This is a genomic window from Pectobacterium cacticida (genome assembly GCF_036885195.1).
Lineage (GTDB): Bacteria > Pseudomonadota > Gammaproteobacteria > Enterobacterales > Enterobacteriaceae > Pectobacterium > Pectobacterium cacticida.
The window spans coordinates 1,687,309-1,700,371 of sequence record NZ_CP133656.1 but is presented as its reverse complement, the minus strand read 5'-3'; the positions used below and the strand labels follow the sequence as shown (position 1 = coordinate 1,700,371).

Genomic DNA, 13,063 nt, shown 5'->3' with positions numbered 1-13,063 from the left:
GTTATTTAGACTTTTAATCTAACTTATTCAAAATTTTGATATCCATACCATCCGTTTTTCCATCAAGTTCTTTCACAAAATTTTTAAAGTGCGCACTTTGCTCATGTTCCGCAAGGGCCGCGCGATCCTTCCAGCGTTCAAAAAATACAAACGCCCCCGGTTTATCCGCAACTTCATGCAAATCATACTGTAGATTGCCAGCTTCTTGACGACTGGGCGACACCACCTGTTTTAACGTAGCGCTCACTTCATTAATAAACTCAGCTTTTGCCTGAATAGTGGCAACAATACGAATTTCCATATATATCCCTTATTGATCAATGAAAGATAACTCTATCAAAAGTCAATCCGCAGTTAAATTCAAGCTTTCATCAACTAACGGATGCAATCAAATAACTTTACGCTTATTCTTATCCCCCGCCGTATCAGTCCCAATCTAACGGGAAGACATCGTTTCCTACTGACCGCCGGAGTTCAATTCCATGATTGCACAGCCCACAGTTCTTAAAATCCGTCGCCCTGACGATTGGCATCTTCATCTGCGTGACGATCGAATGATGGAAACTGTTCTTCCCTATACCAGTCGTTTCTTTGGCCGCGCTATCGTTATGCCTAACCTAACGCCGCCGATTACCAGCATAGCTAGCGCCGTCGCCTATCGTCAGCGTATTTTGGACGCTATTCCTAAGGGGGATGATTTTCATCCCTTGATGACCTGCTATTTAACCGACGAACTGGCGGCGAATGAAGTCGTAAGCGGTTTCGAGCAGGGCGTTTTTAGCGCCGCTAAACTCTATCCAGCAAACGCGACAACCAACTCCAGCCATGGTGTTACCAATACCGCCAATATCGCTGGTATCCTGGAAAAAATGCAACAGGTAGGGATGCCGTTACTCATTCACGGCGAGGTAACTGACCCCGCCATCGATATTTTTGACCGGGAGGCTCGCTTCATTGATACCATTCTGGAGCCACTGCGTCGTCAATTCCCTGAGCTAAAGGTTGTTCTTGAACACATTACGACAAAAGAGGCTGCGCAATATGTGGTTGAGGGTAATGATTATCTTGCCGCGACCATTACGCCACAGCACCTGATGTTTAATCGCAACCATATGTTGGTCGGTGGCATTCGCCCTCACCTATACTGCCTACCTATACTAAAGCGCAATACACATCAGCAGGCATTACGTCAAGCTGTAGCTAGCGGCTGTCAACGCCTTTTCCTCGGGACTGACTCCGCACCTCACACAAAGCACAAAAAGGAATCCAGCTGCGGCTGTGCCGGCGTGTTTAACGCGCAGGCTGCCCTAAGCGCATACGTCACTGTTTTTGAAGAGATCGGCGCCCTTGATAAATTTGAAGCCTTCAGTTCCCTGAACGGCCCGCAATTTTATGGTCTGCCCGTGAATGACAGTTGGATTGAAATCCACCGTGAGCCCAGCACATTTCCGGAAGAAATTCCGCTAGGAGAGGAAACACTTATTCCCTTCCTCGCAGGACAACGTCTCAACTGGTCAGTTCGCTAATGGATAAGCCTACGGTATGATGCCTGAGGGGCTAAATTTTATTGCGCATCTTGTTCTCCATTCACATTGACTGTATAAATAAACAGTTAATATTTGGGGGGCAATATGCGCGTAGAAATCACTCTTGCAAAATCAACACCTTTACCCGAAGGGGCCATTGAAGCCCTCAGGCATGAACTGGAAAGACGTATTCACAACATTTATCCGACTTCATCAATCCAGGTCCGTTATGCCTCAGCAAATAGCTTGACGGTCATGGGCGCTGGCAAAGATGACAAAGAATGCATTTCCGCAATATTACAAGAAACGTGGGAAAGTGCCGACGATTGGTTTTCCGCCGAATAATCTAAGTCTTGAAACATAGCGAAGATATAGGCTGTAATGATAGTTGCAAGCAGTAATTCGCCATAGGTAGTAATAACCGAGGAGATCTGTTATGACGGTAGAAAAACCCGAAGAGGCTATGACATTTGGGGAACTGTTGGCGTTGATTGGCGAGCAACAGCGGAAAATCGATGCTCTGGAACTTGCCTTTTCATCTTTAGCCTTTTGCCTTGATGAAAAAGCCAATAAGTTGATGATTCATAATCTGACAGTAGAGTCTCAGAATGAGAACAGGGATCCCGTAATGAAGAAGTATCTTGCTCGACTTGCTGCCGCATTAGAGGAAAAAACGGGCACCCATATGGAATAACGGTTATCTTCTGCATCGCGTCTTTCAGCGAGAGCGATCTCTCCCCTTCACTGGGTATCTGGATCATTATTTATATTTTCACGATAGACGCTAATATTTTTAGTGAAAATTTGAAAATATTTCCCATAAATTAAATAAGCGGCGGTATACTGAAAGCGGTTGTTGAAAAATAATGTACTACCTGAAGCCTCGTTAGTCACTCATGTTAGTAACTAGTCAATAAGGGGTATTTATGGATAGAAAAGATGAAGTTATTCAGACACATCCTCTTGTAGGTTGGGACATCAGCACCGTTGATAGTTATGATGCCATGATGATCCGTTTGCACTACTTATCTACCGCTGACCAGGCACCCGATGAGGCGGATGTAGACCGAACGCTTTGGCTAACGACCGATGTTGCCAGACAACTGATACACATACTCGAAGCCGGTATTGCCAAGATCGAATCGAAGGATTGTGACGTCAGTGATTACCGTAAGCATTAGTAATTGATAACGTTATTACTATTACATTTAATACCCATTAATTGTGTTAACTGTCTTTACGGTATAAAGCTAACCAGCAGCGCTGCCTTTATTGGCAGCGCTGCTGGTTTATCTCCAGAGCAATTTTTCCACCACACCAAAAAGAACGATTTATTGCCCTTTTAGGGGTTACAACAACCCTCTAAGAACCTGACCACCTCACCGCCCTTTCGTATGTCGCTTTGCCAATTTCCACAATGTATTTATTCGCTTTCTTTCCGGAAATCTCTCCATAAATACCTATTTTAATTAAAAGTTTTACATAACAAAATTGAATAATAAATAGGTTTAAATTCAAAAAAATTGCCGATCTTTGTAAAGATGTTTCAATATGAAATTTTATATTGCTTTTATGTTTCTTCATGTTAAGTTTTTGCCAGATTGATCACATTACGATCTGATAAGGAGTTATCTCATGGCTTGGCGCAATACCGCTTCCCGTTATGGCCATATCAGCGTTTTTCTGCATTGGGTTTCCGCGATAATCGTTTATGGCATGTTCGCTTTGGGATTATGGATGGTCACATTAGGGTACTACCATGTTTGGTATCACCAAGCTCCGGAGATCCATAAAGCCATTGGCATCTTGTTGTTTGCCATCTTATTATTTCGTGTGCTGTGGCGAGTGATATCCCCTCCGCCACCTCCGTTAAAAAGCTATTCTACACTGACCAGAATTAGCGCGACGCTCGCGCATATATCCCTTTATGTCCTGCTATTTGCCATCCTCATTAGTGGGTTTCTCATTTCCACCGCCGAGGGGCATTCCATCTCCGTTTTCGGCTGGTTTTCCATCCCGGCCATTGTCAGCGGCTTAAAAGATCAAGCTGATATCGCAGGCGACATACACCTTTACCTTGCATGGGCGGTGGTTGCCCTTTCTGTACTGCACGGTTTAGCTGCATTAAAACACCACTTTATCGATGGTGATAACACGTTGAAACGTATATTCGGTCACAACGTTTCTTAATTTTTGTATTTATGGAGAAAAAACAATGCTAAAGAAAACATTACTGGGCCTGACAGCACTATCAATGCTGGCTTCTGCGAGCTCTGCGCTGGCGGCGGAGTATAAATTTGATAAAGAAGGCCAGCATGCATTCATCGAATTCCGCATTAAACATCTTGGTTACAGTTGGCTTTATGGTAGCTTTAACGATTTTGATGGTTCATTTACCTTTGACGAGAAGAATCCGTCAGCTGACAAGGTGAGTGTCACGATTAATACCGATAGTGTTGACACTAACCACGCTGAACGCGATAAACATCTACGTAGCGCGGACTTTTTAAACGTTAGCAAGCATCCGCAGGCAACGTTTACCTCAACTGAAGTAAAGAAAGACGGTGAGGGGTACGATATCACCGGTAATCTCACCCTGAATGGCGTCACTAAACCCGTTAAACTTGATGCCACACTTATTGGTCAGGGCGATGATCCGTGGGGAAACTATCGCGCAGGTTTTCAGGCTGACGGAACTATCAAGTTAAAAGACTTCGGCATTACCACCGATTTAGGTCCGGCCTCTCAGGAAGTAGAGTTAATTATTGCTGTCGAAGGGATTCGTCAGAAGTAAAGCCGTTCACGCTTCGACAGCCCCCGCCCGATTCTACGCAATGGGTGGGGATTTATTTGCCCTGGCCTTCCGCTTCGGGTGGTGGAATATGTAACGTGGATTGTAATAATCCTTTGGATTTATTGAATATTTTCATTCCATTTTCGCGACCACTCCGTCTCGCCCGTTGTTCTTCCACCGGAAGTTTCATTTCATCCTGACACGCCGCACTACAACAGCCATCATATTTCTCAGCACAGGCAGGGCATTGAATGAACAAAAGGTGGCACCCTTCATTACGACAGTTGGTATGGCTATCACACGGCGTACCGCACTGATGGCAATGCGCAATCACATCATCAGAGATGCGCTCCCCCATACGTTCATCAAACACGAAATTCTTACCGATAAACTTCAGCGGCAACCCTTTTGCTTTTGCCTGACGCGCGTACTCAATGATTCCACCCTCGACGTGATACACATGATTAAAACCGTGGTGCTTCAAGTAGGCACTGGCTTTTTCACAACGAATTCCCCCCGTGCAGTACATAATAATATTTTTATCACGCACGCTATCAAGCATATCCACCGCCATTGGCAATTGCTCACGAAACGTATCCGACGGCACTGCCAATGCATTCTCGAAATGCCCGACTTCATACTCATAATGATTGCGCATATCAACAAACACGCTATCAGGATCGTCAGCCATCGCATTCACTTGCTCAGCTTTTAGATAGTGGCCAACATTTGCCGGATTAAACGTAGGATCGTCAATTCCGTCAGCAACAATCCGATGGCGGACTTTCATTCGCAGCACCCAAAACGATTTTCCGTCATCTTCCAGCGCAATATTTAAGCGAATACGGTTGAGTGCCGGGTGCGCATTGAATAACGCCGTCTTAAAGGCATCAAATAGATTATTGGGCACGCTAATCTGGGCATTAATCCCCTCTGTCGCAATATATACACGACCGAAGACCTTACATTGATCAAACAGGATATATAGGCGATCGCGGAATTCATTCGGATCATCTATGGTAAAATATTTATAGAAAGAAACTGTGGTGCGCGGCTCGGTTTCCGCAAGCATACGCGCCTTCAGTTCCTCATTGGACACTCGGTTATGTAACACTGGCATGGTGTACGTTCCTGTCTTCATTGAGGGTTGCGTGTGATCATTATCAGTAAAACCTGACCACACAGTGAATCACCCGGCATCATACCTGACGGTATAGACACTGTCAGGGTATAAAAATGAATAGCGTGTTGGTAAATAGCGATCTACTGTAAAACAATAACCTCTGGGATTCATTTTGGTTCTATGTAGTTTCACTCTCGAAGGATATGTCACTATGAGTCAACTTTTTACTCCCCTATCACTAGGTAAACTCGAATTACCTAACCGGATCATTATTGCCCCCATGTGTCAGTATTCAGCAGAGAACGGGAAAGCGACGGCCTGGCATACAATGCATTTGGGTAATTTGTCACATTCCGGTGCAGGGCTGCTCATCATTGAGGCTACCGCCGTTTCTCCTGAAGGCCGAATTTCTCCGTGCGATCTCGGATTATGGGACGACGCAACTGAACAGGCACTTACCGCGACCATACACGCGGTCAAAACCTACTCGACTATGCCACTCGGCATACAGTTGGCACACGCAGGACGTAAAGCATCAACGGATGTTCCGTGGAGCGGACGAGCCTTTCTACGCCCGGAACAAGGTGGATGGCAGACTATCGCGCCATCCCCACTTCCTTATAATGCCAGCGATGTGCCGCCAGTAGAGATGTCGGAGCAACATATTCACACATTAATTGAATCCTTTGTTGATTCGGCGAAACGTGCTGACCGCGTGGGTTTTGATCTCATCGAAATTCACGCCGCTCATGGCTATCTACTGCATCAATTCCTGTCACCGTTAACCAATCAGCGTACGGACAACTATGGTGGAACGTTACAAAACCGCATGCGTTTGGTGCTGGAAATTTATCGCGCGGTACGTGATGTTTTCCCTGCCAACAAAGCTGTCGGTATCCGCATATCTGCTACCGATGGGGTTGATGGCGGATGGGATCTCGAACAATCCGTGCAACTTAGCAAAGCGCTACACGATTTGGGTTGCGATTTTATCCATGTTTCCAGCGGTGGGCTCTCCCCATTACAACAGATTCATCCGGCGCCGAATTATCAGGTGCCGTATGCGCAAAGGATTAAACAAGAGGTTGGTATCACCACTATCGCCGTTGGATTGATAACCGAACCTGAACAGGCAGAAGCCATCGTTGCTACCGGCGAAGCCGACGCTGTCGGATTAGCTCGCGCCATTCTTTTCGACCCGCGCTGGCCATGGCATGCAGCAGTAAGGTTAGGCGCACAGGTCTCCGCCCCTGCGCAATATTGGCGTAGTGAGCCACGCTATGCCCGAGGTATTTTTAAACAATAACAACGCTGTTACTTTCCGGCGATCTTCTCAGGTCGCCGCCCTCCTGCTCCACCGAGTTACCTGCCACCAAATGTTAAACCTCATACGCTGGGGATGATAAAATCGTGATCGTTTTTTTGCTTGAATATCAACCAATAACACAGCCGTAATTTGTATTATTGGCAAAGCGCCGTAATAATCTATCTAACAGTAAATCTCTCGCCCGTTTTTCTAACGGTTGGATGCTGACCGGCACTAACATATTGACACTGAGGCTATGACAAAAATCCCTTCTTTTAATCGATCATTGTTACATCCGCGCTATTGGTTCACCTGGCTGGGAATTGGTGTCCTTTATCTTGTCGTTTTGCTCCCCTATCCCGTGCTTTATCGCATCGGCACTCTTCTTGGCTACTTAGCTATGCGTCTATTGCCAAATCGCGTTAGCGTTGCGGCCCGCAATCTTGAGCTATGCTTTCCTGACATGCCACAGGCAGAACGGGACGTATTGATAAAGAAAAACTTTGAATCCGTCGGCATGGGGGTGATTGAAACGGGCATGGCCTGGTTTTGGCCGGACTGGCGTATTGAACGCTGGTTTACCGTGACTGGCCTTGAACACATACGCGCTATTTTGGAAAAACGACAAGGTATCTTGCTCATCGGCCTGCATTTTTTGACATTGGAATTAGGTGCTCGCATCTTCGGTATCCATAATCCGGGCATTGGCGTGTATCGCCCAAACGATAATAAACTGATCGATTGGTTACAAACATGGGGGCGGTTGCGTTCGAATAAATCTATGCTGGACCGTAAAGATCTCAAAGGTATGATCCGCGCACTTAAGCAAGGCGAGATTATTTGGTACGCCCCCGATCATGATTACGGCCCGCAAAGCAGCGTATTTGCCCCATTCTTTGCCGTTGATAATGCGGCGACAACGCGCGGCAGCTATATGTTGATCAAGACAGCGCAACCCGCCATCATTCCTTTTGTTCCACGCCGACGGCCTGATGGCAAAGGCTATGAGCTGATAATCCAGCCAGCGAGGCAAGATGCTCCCATAGATAATGAAACGACGACCGCCATTTGGATGAATCATGTGATAGAAGAAAATATCCTGCTCGCGCTCGATCAGTATATGTGGCTGCATCGTCGTTTCAAGACCCGGCCCGAAGGCGAACCCTCACTTTACTAACCATTGCAGGTGCTACATGCGAGCACCCTTGCATCAAACGATCCCTGGCCTAGCAGGGGAATTAGATACAAAAAAGCAACGGAAATCGCCGTTGCTTTTTACCTCAACATACCAACCTGCGGTTAACTTTTTATCTGCGGAGCGGGCAGTTTCTGATATGCCTCAACCCATGCCGCGTACACATCCGGCTTTTGCCACACGTGATAATGCAAGCGAGCAAGGGTAACAGGATCGCTAAGCAGCGCCAGACGTTGACTCAGCCCCACCGTTTCTGGTGTGCGATTCAATGCATCATGCACATTCTGTTCCCGTACTTCCTCGTTCGCCCGACAGATTCGATGTCGTGCGGTTGCCATGGCACTGGCAAGCGCATTTATTGACGGATCAAATACGGCCTGTAAAAACCCGTTATTCAATTTGCGCTGCTGGTTCAATCGGCAATATTCATCTGTCGCGACCAATTCCCGCGGCGGATTGGACTCTTCCGGTATCAGCAACAATTTTGCGCGTTTACAGCCTAACCCCAATGATGCTCGGCTCGAATAAACCGAAACAAACGGCGATAAAATCAACGAGAAGACAATGGGAGACAGCCACCATAGAAAGCGCAGATCCAGCCAGGCCATACCAATAGCCCAAACCAGCCCCAGAAGCAGCTGAGAACCGTGACGCACAAACGCCTCACTCCAGGGTGTAGCATCATCGTCACGCTGTGGCGAATTCCACTGTACCGACCAGCCGAGAAACGCGCTAACAACGAATACCGTATGGAACAGCATTCGCACCGGCGCCAACAGAACCGAGAATAGCATTTCCAACAACAGTGACAGGAAAACCCGGACAGCGCCGCCGTATTCCTTCGCCCCTTTTGCCCACACCAGAATCACGCTTAATAATTTTGGTAAGAACAGCAATACTAATGTCGTCGAGAAAAGCGCAATCGCCAGCTCAGGCCGCCATTGCGGCCAAACGGGAAACAATTGCCGGGGCTGTAAGAAATACTGAGGTTCCATGAGCGTATGCACCACCTGTAACGCCGTTGAAAGCATCAGGAACATAAACCATAGCGGTGCTGATAAATACGACATTACACCCGTCAGAAAAACGGCTCGATGAACTGGATGCATTCCCTTCACCAGGAACAACCGGAAATTCATCAGATTACCATGGCACCAGCGACGATCACGCTTCAGCTCATCCAGCAGGTTAGGTGGCAATTCTTCATAACTCCCTGGCAGATCGTAGGCAATCCATACCCCCCAACCGGCCCGGCGCATCAACGCCGCTTCGACGAAGTCGTGAGAAAGGATTGCACCGGCGAATGAGCCTTCGCCCGGCAATGGCGCCAGCGCACAGTGCTGCATGAAGGGTTTGACGCGTATGATGGCGTTATGTCCCCAATAATGCGATTCACCTAATTGCCAAAAGTGTAGACCGGCGGTAAATAACGGACCATAAACGCGGGTAGCGAACTGTTGGCAACGTGCGTACAACGTGTCCATACCCGATGCTTTTGGTGAAGATTGAATGATGCCGGCATTAGGATTCGCTTCCATTAGCCTGACCAGCGATGTCAGACATTCGCCACTCATAACGCTATCGGCATCCAGGATCACCATATAACTGTACTGGCTCCCCCAACGGCGGCAAAAATCATCAATATTACCGCTCTTACGTTTGACGCGACGACGACGACGACGGTAGAAAATACGCCCAGCGCCACCAACATCGCGACAAATCTCCATCCAGGCTTTTTGCTCTGCCACGCAAATATCGGGATCGTTACTATCGCTCAGGACATAAATATCGAAATGATCAAGATTACCCGTCGCCGCAACTGATTCATACGTCGCTCGTAACCCCGCGAACACCCGCTCCACATCTTCATTACAAATCGGCATGATCAGGGCGGTTCGATGCGCCGGATCCAGCGCTTCATTGCCCACCGTAGTGGAAGAAATGCTGTATTTATCTCGCCCTATCAGCAACTGTAGGAAGCCCATCAGCGCCGTCCAGAATCCGGCCGATACCCAGCAAAACAGCACCGCAAACAGCACCAGTATGCCGCTTTGCAGTACATAAGGGAGCAGTTGCATGAGCGACCGCGTCCACGGCTGGTCCGCCATCTCAAACGGATCGATGAGTGCCCATCCTTGATATGGCAGGATGGTTTTCATATACCAGGTCGCGACCGCGGTCTGGAGCAAGGTCAACACCAACAGGATATAGCGACGAATCGTCCCCACCAGACGCCAGCGATTTTCAGAGATCGTCTCTTCTGGGCTGTAATGATGCCGAGGCGGTTTGGCACGGCCAAGTAAACTTTCCCACCAGCGCACCAAGGGGTTCGTACGCCAAACATCCGGGCTCATCGCAGTACGAGTGATGGCAGGCATCGCCTTTAATACCGCCCGTCCTTCTTTGTCTGTGCTCAGTTGCTTGCCGTCATTCAACCCTTCGGGCCAGGCCATTTCAAGACGCGCCCGCACAGAATTCAACGTAACGTCGTCTTCCGTCTGCATGGTGGGCCGATCGCCATCAGACAAAGCCTGATGCAAAACGGCCTGATCGTTGCAGGCCGCTTGGGGGAGTTTTTGGCGAAGCGCCTCTGCCTGCGCCGCAGACAGAGGAAGTTTCTCGATGTAATCGAGAGAAGAAGTTGACTTATTCATTAGCAGGTAGCTGATTGCTCCAGGTTTCCGTCAAGGTTGTATCGCCGTTAACCAATGCCGCTCTCATTTCAGTCGGTTTTTTTGCGTCTTTCACACGTATACGTAGTGTCAAACGCCAGCCATGAGTTACAGGGTTATAACGGACATTATTTTCTACAATTTCACCGTTGTCACCAATACTGGCTTGTGAAGCGACCGGTGTGTGCTCATCCAGCTCTTTTAAGTTTTTACCTATAAAATCAATAATATATGCTATCGTCCCATCAGGTTGGCGGATCAAATTAGATTGCTTCACATCACCAGTGGAACGGCGAGTCTGTTTCACATAGGCGATATTGGGAGAATGAAGTTGATCTTCGTCGCGAGTGAAGTGCAGGCGATACTTGATATCCAGTGGTTTGCCAATCTCTGGCAACACGTCAGGTGTCCAAAAGGCGACGATATTGTCGTTGGTTTCATCAGCTGTAGGGATTTCAACCAGCTCAACTTTTCCTTTACCCCACTCGCCTTTAGGTTCTACCCAACCACTAGGCCGTAAATCATAACGATCATCAAGATCTTCATAGGCAGAAAAATCTCGACCACGCTGCAAAAGACCAAAGCCTTTTGGGTTTTCCACCGCATAAGTACTGACAGATAGATGCTTTGGATTATTCAGCGGACGCCAGATCCATTCGCCATTGCCGGCATGAATAGAAAGACCGTTAGAGTCGTGCAGTGCGGGCCGATAGTTTATCGTTGGCGAAGGCTGGTTTGGGCCAAATAGATACATACTCGTCAGCGGCGCGATCCCCAGTTTACCCACTTTATCACGCATGAACACCTTAGCATGCACGTCTACGCGGCTGTCCCGACCAGGATAAACGGTAAAACGATAGGCACCCGTTGCTCGCGGCGAATCCAGCAGAGCATAGATAACTAACTGTTTCTCATTGGGTTGGGGACGTTCAATCCAGAACTCGCGGAAACGCGGAAACTCTTCGCCTGAAGGCAGCGCCGTATCAATAGCCAAACCACGCGCTGACAAACCGTAAACCTGACCTTTGCCCACGACACGGAAATAACTGGCGCCCAGCATGCTGACGATTTCATCGTTTTTATCGGCTTTATTGATCGGATAAAGCACCTTAAAACCGGCAAAGCCAAGATTTTTAACGGTTTCAGGATCGTGATTGACGGAACCGAAATCAAAATAATCAGGCGAGTATTTAATCTCGTTAACCGTTGTGGCGGTGACTTCATTGATTTTCACCGGCGTGTCGAAATACATCCCCTGATGATAAAACTGGAGCTTGAAGGGCGTCTGTATATTATTCCAGTATGATTTGTCGTTTTTGAAACGAATTTGCTGATAGTCCGCAAACTTCATATCGCGGAATTGCGCAGGAAGATTGCTCTTCGGGGCTTCAAACCCCTTTTCAGCCAGCTTTTCTGCCCGTTGCGCCACATCCTCAATAGAGAATGCCCACGCGGGTGCTGCACATATCGGCAGCATAACGGCGGCAGACAGCCAGCGAAGGCTGGCAACCCGCTGTTTTAACCCAAATTTATTATTCAGCACAGCTCCCCCTGTTCATGTGCTTCAATCAACTAAAATCCATATTAATGGATAAGTTAGCTTCCCGACAACTTGATAAAGATATTGTTAATCATAATAGGTCAGCGTTTAAACAACGAGAACGCTAAAGCACAATAATCTGCATGGTAAATGGGAAATAATGTCGGACTATAACGAAGATCGCCCAACGTAGGCGTAGGATTTTTCCGTTTACGCAGCGGAATTTTTTGACGAGCTACTGATGAGTTGACTAATAAATTTTAACGGCCGTTCATCACGCGTTCCGCATCTGCCAGTATAAACATTTGTGTAACAAAGCAGAGACAAGTAAAGTAGCTACCCTTAACGAACCTGGTACGTTGAATTAAGACTGCTATGCTTTTATCCACGTTGTTAAGACGAAGTTTTCCAGCCTGGGTCGGCATCTTCGCTATCCTGACCATCTTCGTTGCTCCGGTGATTTCACAAATTCGGATACTTCACGATCGCGAACCGGTTTCCTATGAGCATCAGTTGCATGAATATAAGTCCAATAAAGAAGGCGCAACAGCCTCTTCCCATCACAACGACGCGGTAGCCACACAGGACCATCACGCAGGGCATGGCTCTTCTCACTCGTCATCGTCTATGCCGAGCGATCATGCCGCTTGCGGTTACTGTGTCCTTTTTGCATATACACCTGCGCTCTTCGCTTCAGGTTCATCCCATCCTCCGTTGGCCTCGATTTTATCCGAAACGCGAATTGTACGCTTCGTTTCGCGTCTTATTTCTCCGGCTCGTTATACGTCTCCTGTAGTTCGCGCCCCACCTTTCTGAAAGACGTCCCTGCCTTAGCACATTGATAGTCTGTCGCATCATTCCCTTTCCGGCATGATGACCGATTTTTTTATTAAAAAATTTCAGAGAG

13 protein-coding genes are annotated in these 13,063 nt (G+C 47.6%); 9 read left to right on the top strand and 4 right to left on the bottom strand.

All coding sequences use genetic code 11. The features are described 5' to 3' along the window. Positions 1-13: 13 nt before the first annotated feature. On the bottom strand, positions 14-301 hold the full coding sequence (locus RFN81_RS08025) for a putative quinol monooxygenase (protein WP_264498570.1): 288 nt from the start codon (positions 299-301) through the stop codon (positions 14-16). A 181-nt stretch (positions 302-482) separates the two neighbouring features. Here RFN81_RS08025 and pyrC point away from each other — a divergent pair, with 181 nt between their 5' ends. The 6 genes from pyrC to RFN81_RS07995 all read left to right on the top strand — a co-directional run bounded on the left by pyrC (position 483) and on the right by RFN81_RS07995 (position 4,320). Beyond that, positions 483-1,526, top strand: a complete 1,044-nt coding sequence (gene pyrC, locus RFN81_RS08020; RefSeq protein ID WP_264498569.1) for a dihydroorotase — start codon at positions 483-485, stop codon at positions 1,524-1,526. 105 nt (positions 1,527-1,631) lie between these two features. Beyond that, positions 1,632-1,871: a DNA damage-inducible protein I gene (gene dinI, locus RFN81_RS08015; RefSeq protein WP_264498568.1), complete on the top strand. Its 240-nt coding sequence runs from the start codon at positions 1,632-1,634 to the stop codon at positions 1,869-1,871. A 91-nt stretch (positions 1,872-1,962) separates the two neighbouring features. Then, positions 1,963-2,220 carry a hypothetical protein gene (locus RFN81_RS08010; protein ID WP_264498567.1) on the top strand — a complete coding sequence of 86 codons (258 nt, stop codon included), beginning with the start codon at positions 1,963-1,965 and terminating at the stop codon, positions 2,218-2,220. Between the two features lie 232 nt (positions 2,221-2,452). Continuing rightward, positions 2,453-2,707 carry a biofilm formation regulator BssS gene (bssS, locus tag RFN81_RS08005; RefSeq protein WP_264498566.1) on the top strand — a complete coding sequence of 85 codons (255 nt, stop codon included), beginning with the start codon at positions 2,453-2,455 and terminating at the stop codon, positions 2,705-2,707. 454 nt (positions 2,708-3,161) lie between these two features. After that, on the top strand, positions 3,162-3,716 hold the full coding sequence (locus tag RFN81_RS08000; RefSeq protein ID WP_264498565.1) for a cytochrome b: 555 nt from the start codon (positions 3,162-3,164) through the stop codon (positions 3,714-3,716). A gap of 25 nt (positions 3,717-3,741) precedes the next feature. After that, entirely contained in the window at positions 3,742-4,320 is a 579-nt protein-coding gene (locus RFN81_RS07995) for a YceI family protein (protein ID WP_264498564.1), read from the top strand. Between the two features lie 52 nt (positions 4,321-4,372). On the opposite strand, the gene RFN81_RS07990 is transcribed toward RFN81_RS07995, so the two are convergent. Continuing rightward, positions 4,373-5,440: a rhodanese-related sulfurtransferase gene (locus RFN81_RS07990; RefSeq protein ID WP_264498563.1), complete on the bottom strand. Its 1,068-nt coding sequence runs from the start codon at positions 5,438-5,440 to the stop codon at positions 4,373-4,375. 214 nt (positions 5,441-5,654) lie between these two features. Between RFN81_RS07990 and RFN81_RS07985 the strand changes: the two genes are divergently transcribed. Together RFN81_RS07985 and RFN81_RS07980 are read left to right on the top strand one after the other, a co-directional pair. Beyond that, positions 5,655-6,749 carry an NADH:flavin oxidoreductase/NADH oxidase gene (locus tag RFN81_RS07985; protein WP_264498562.1) on the top strand — a complete coding sequence of 365 codons (1,095 nt, stop codon included), beginning with the start codon at positions 5,655-5,657 and terminating at the stop codon, positions 6,747-6,749. A gap of 256 nt (positions 6,750-7,005) precedes the next feature. Next, the gene (locus RFN81_RS07980; protein ID WP_264498561.1) at positions 7,006-7,926 is read left to right on the top strand and encodes a Kdo(2)-lipid IV(A) acyltransferase; all 921 of its coding nucleotides are present in this window, start codon (positions 7,006-7,008) and stop codon (positions 7,924-7,926) included. Positions 7,927-8,048: 122 nt separating this feature from the next. Here RFN81_RS07980 and mdoH read toward each other — a convergent pair whose 3' ends face one another. Further along, a complete protein-coding gene (gene mdoH / locus RFN81_RS07975) occupies positions 8,049-10,598 on the bottom strand; it encodes a glucans biosynthesis glucosyltransferase MdoH (protein ID WP_264498560.1) in 2,550 nt (849 codons plus the stop codon). Further along, positions 10,591-12,093 carry a glucan biosynthesis protein G gene (locus RFN81_RS07970; protein ID WP_264498914.1) on the bottom strand — a complete coding sequence of 501 codons (1,503 nt, stop codon included), beginning with the start codon at positions 12,091-12,093 and terminating at the stop codon, positions 10,591-10,593. The genes mdoH and RFN81_RS07970 overlap by 8 nt, the downstream gene beginning before the upstream one ends. A gap of 438 nt (positions 12,094-12,531) precedes the next feature. Here RFN81_RS07970 and RFN81_RS07965 point away from each other — a divergent pair, with 438 nt between their 5' ends. Then, complete coding sequence (locus RFN81_RS07965; RefSeq protein ID WP_264498559.1) at positions 12,532-12,972, top strand: DUF2946 domain-containing protein; 441 nt, start codon at positions 12,532-12,534, stop codon at positions 12,970-12,972. Positions 12,973-13,063: the final 91 nt, after the last annotated feature.

What these genes read in the sequence shown, in the direction of transcription:
- RFN81_RS07990 (WP_264498563.1), bottom strand. Translation starts at nt 5,440, where the DNA reads ATGCCAGTGTTACATAACCGAGTGTCCAATGAGGAACTGAAGGCGCGT.
- dinI (WP_264498568.1), top strand. Translation starts at nt 1,632, where the DNA reads ATGCGCGTAGAAATCACTCTTGCAAAATCAACACCTTTACCCGAAGGG.
- RFN81_RS07995 (WP_264498564.1), top strand. Translation starts at nt 3,742, where the DNA reads ATGCTAAAGAAAACATTACTGGGCCTGACAGCACTATCAATGCTGGCT.
- RFN81_RS07965 (WP_264498559.1), top strand. Translation starts at nt 12,532, where the DNA reads ATGCTTTTATCCACGTTGTTAAGACGAAGTTTTCCAGCCTGGGTCGGC.
- RFN81_RS08010 (WP_264498567.1), top strand. Translation starts at nt 1,963, where the DNA reads ATGACGGTAGAAAAACCCGAAGAGGCTATGACATTTGGGGAACTGTTG.
- mdoH (WP_264498560.1), bottom strand. Translation starts at nt 10,598, where the DNA reads ATGAATAAGTCAACTTCTTCTCTCGATTACATCGAGAAACTTCCTCTG.
- pyrC (WP_264498569.1), top strand. Translation starts at nt 483, where the DNA reads ATGATTGCACAGCCCACAGTTCTTAAAATCCGTCGCCCTGACGATTGG.
- RFN81_RS07970 (WP_264498914.1), bottom strand. Translation starts at nt 12,093, where the DNA reads ATGCTGCCGATATGTGCAGCACCCGCGTGGGCATTCTCTATTGAGGAT.
- RFN81_RS08000 (WP_264498565.1), top strand. Translation starts at nt 3,162, where the DNA reads ATGGCTTGGCGCAATACCGCTTCCCGTTATGGCCATATCAGCGTTTTT.
- RFN81_RS07985 (WP_264498562.1), top strand. Translation starts at nt 5,655, where the DNA reads ATGAGTCAACTTTTTACTCCCCTATCACTAGGTAAACTCGAATTACCT.
- RFN81_RS08025 (WP_264498570.1), bottom strand. Translation starts at nt 301, where the DNA reads ATGGAAATTCGTATTGTTGCCACTATTCAGGCAAAAGCTGAGTTTATT.
- bssS (WP_264498566.1), top strand. Translation starts at nt 2,453, where the DNA reads ATGGATAGAAAAGATGAAGTTATTCAGACACATCCTCTTGTAGGTTGG.
- RFN81_RS07980 (WP_264498561.1), top strand. Translation starts at nt 7,006, where the DNA reads ATGACAAAAATCCCTTCTTTTAATCGATCATTGTTACATCCGCGCTAT.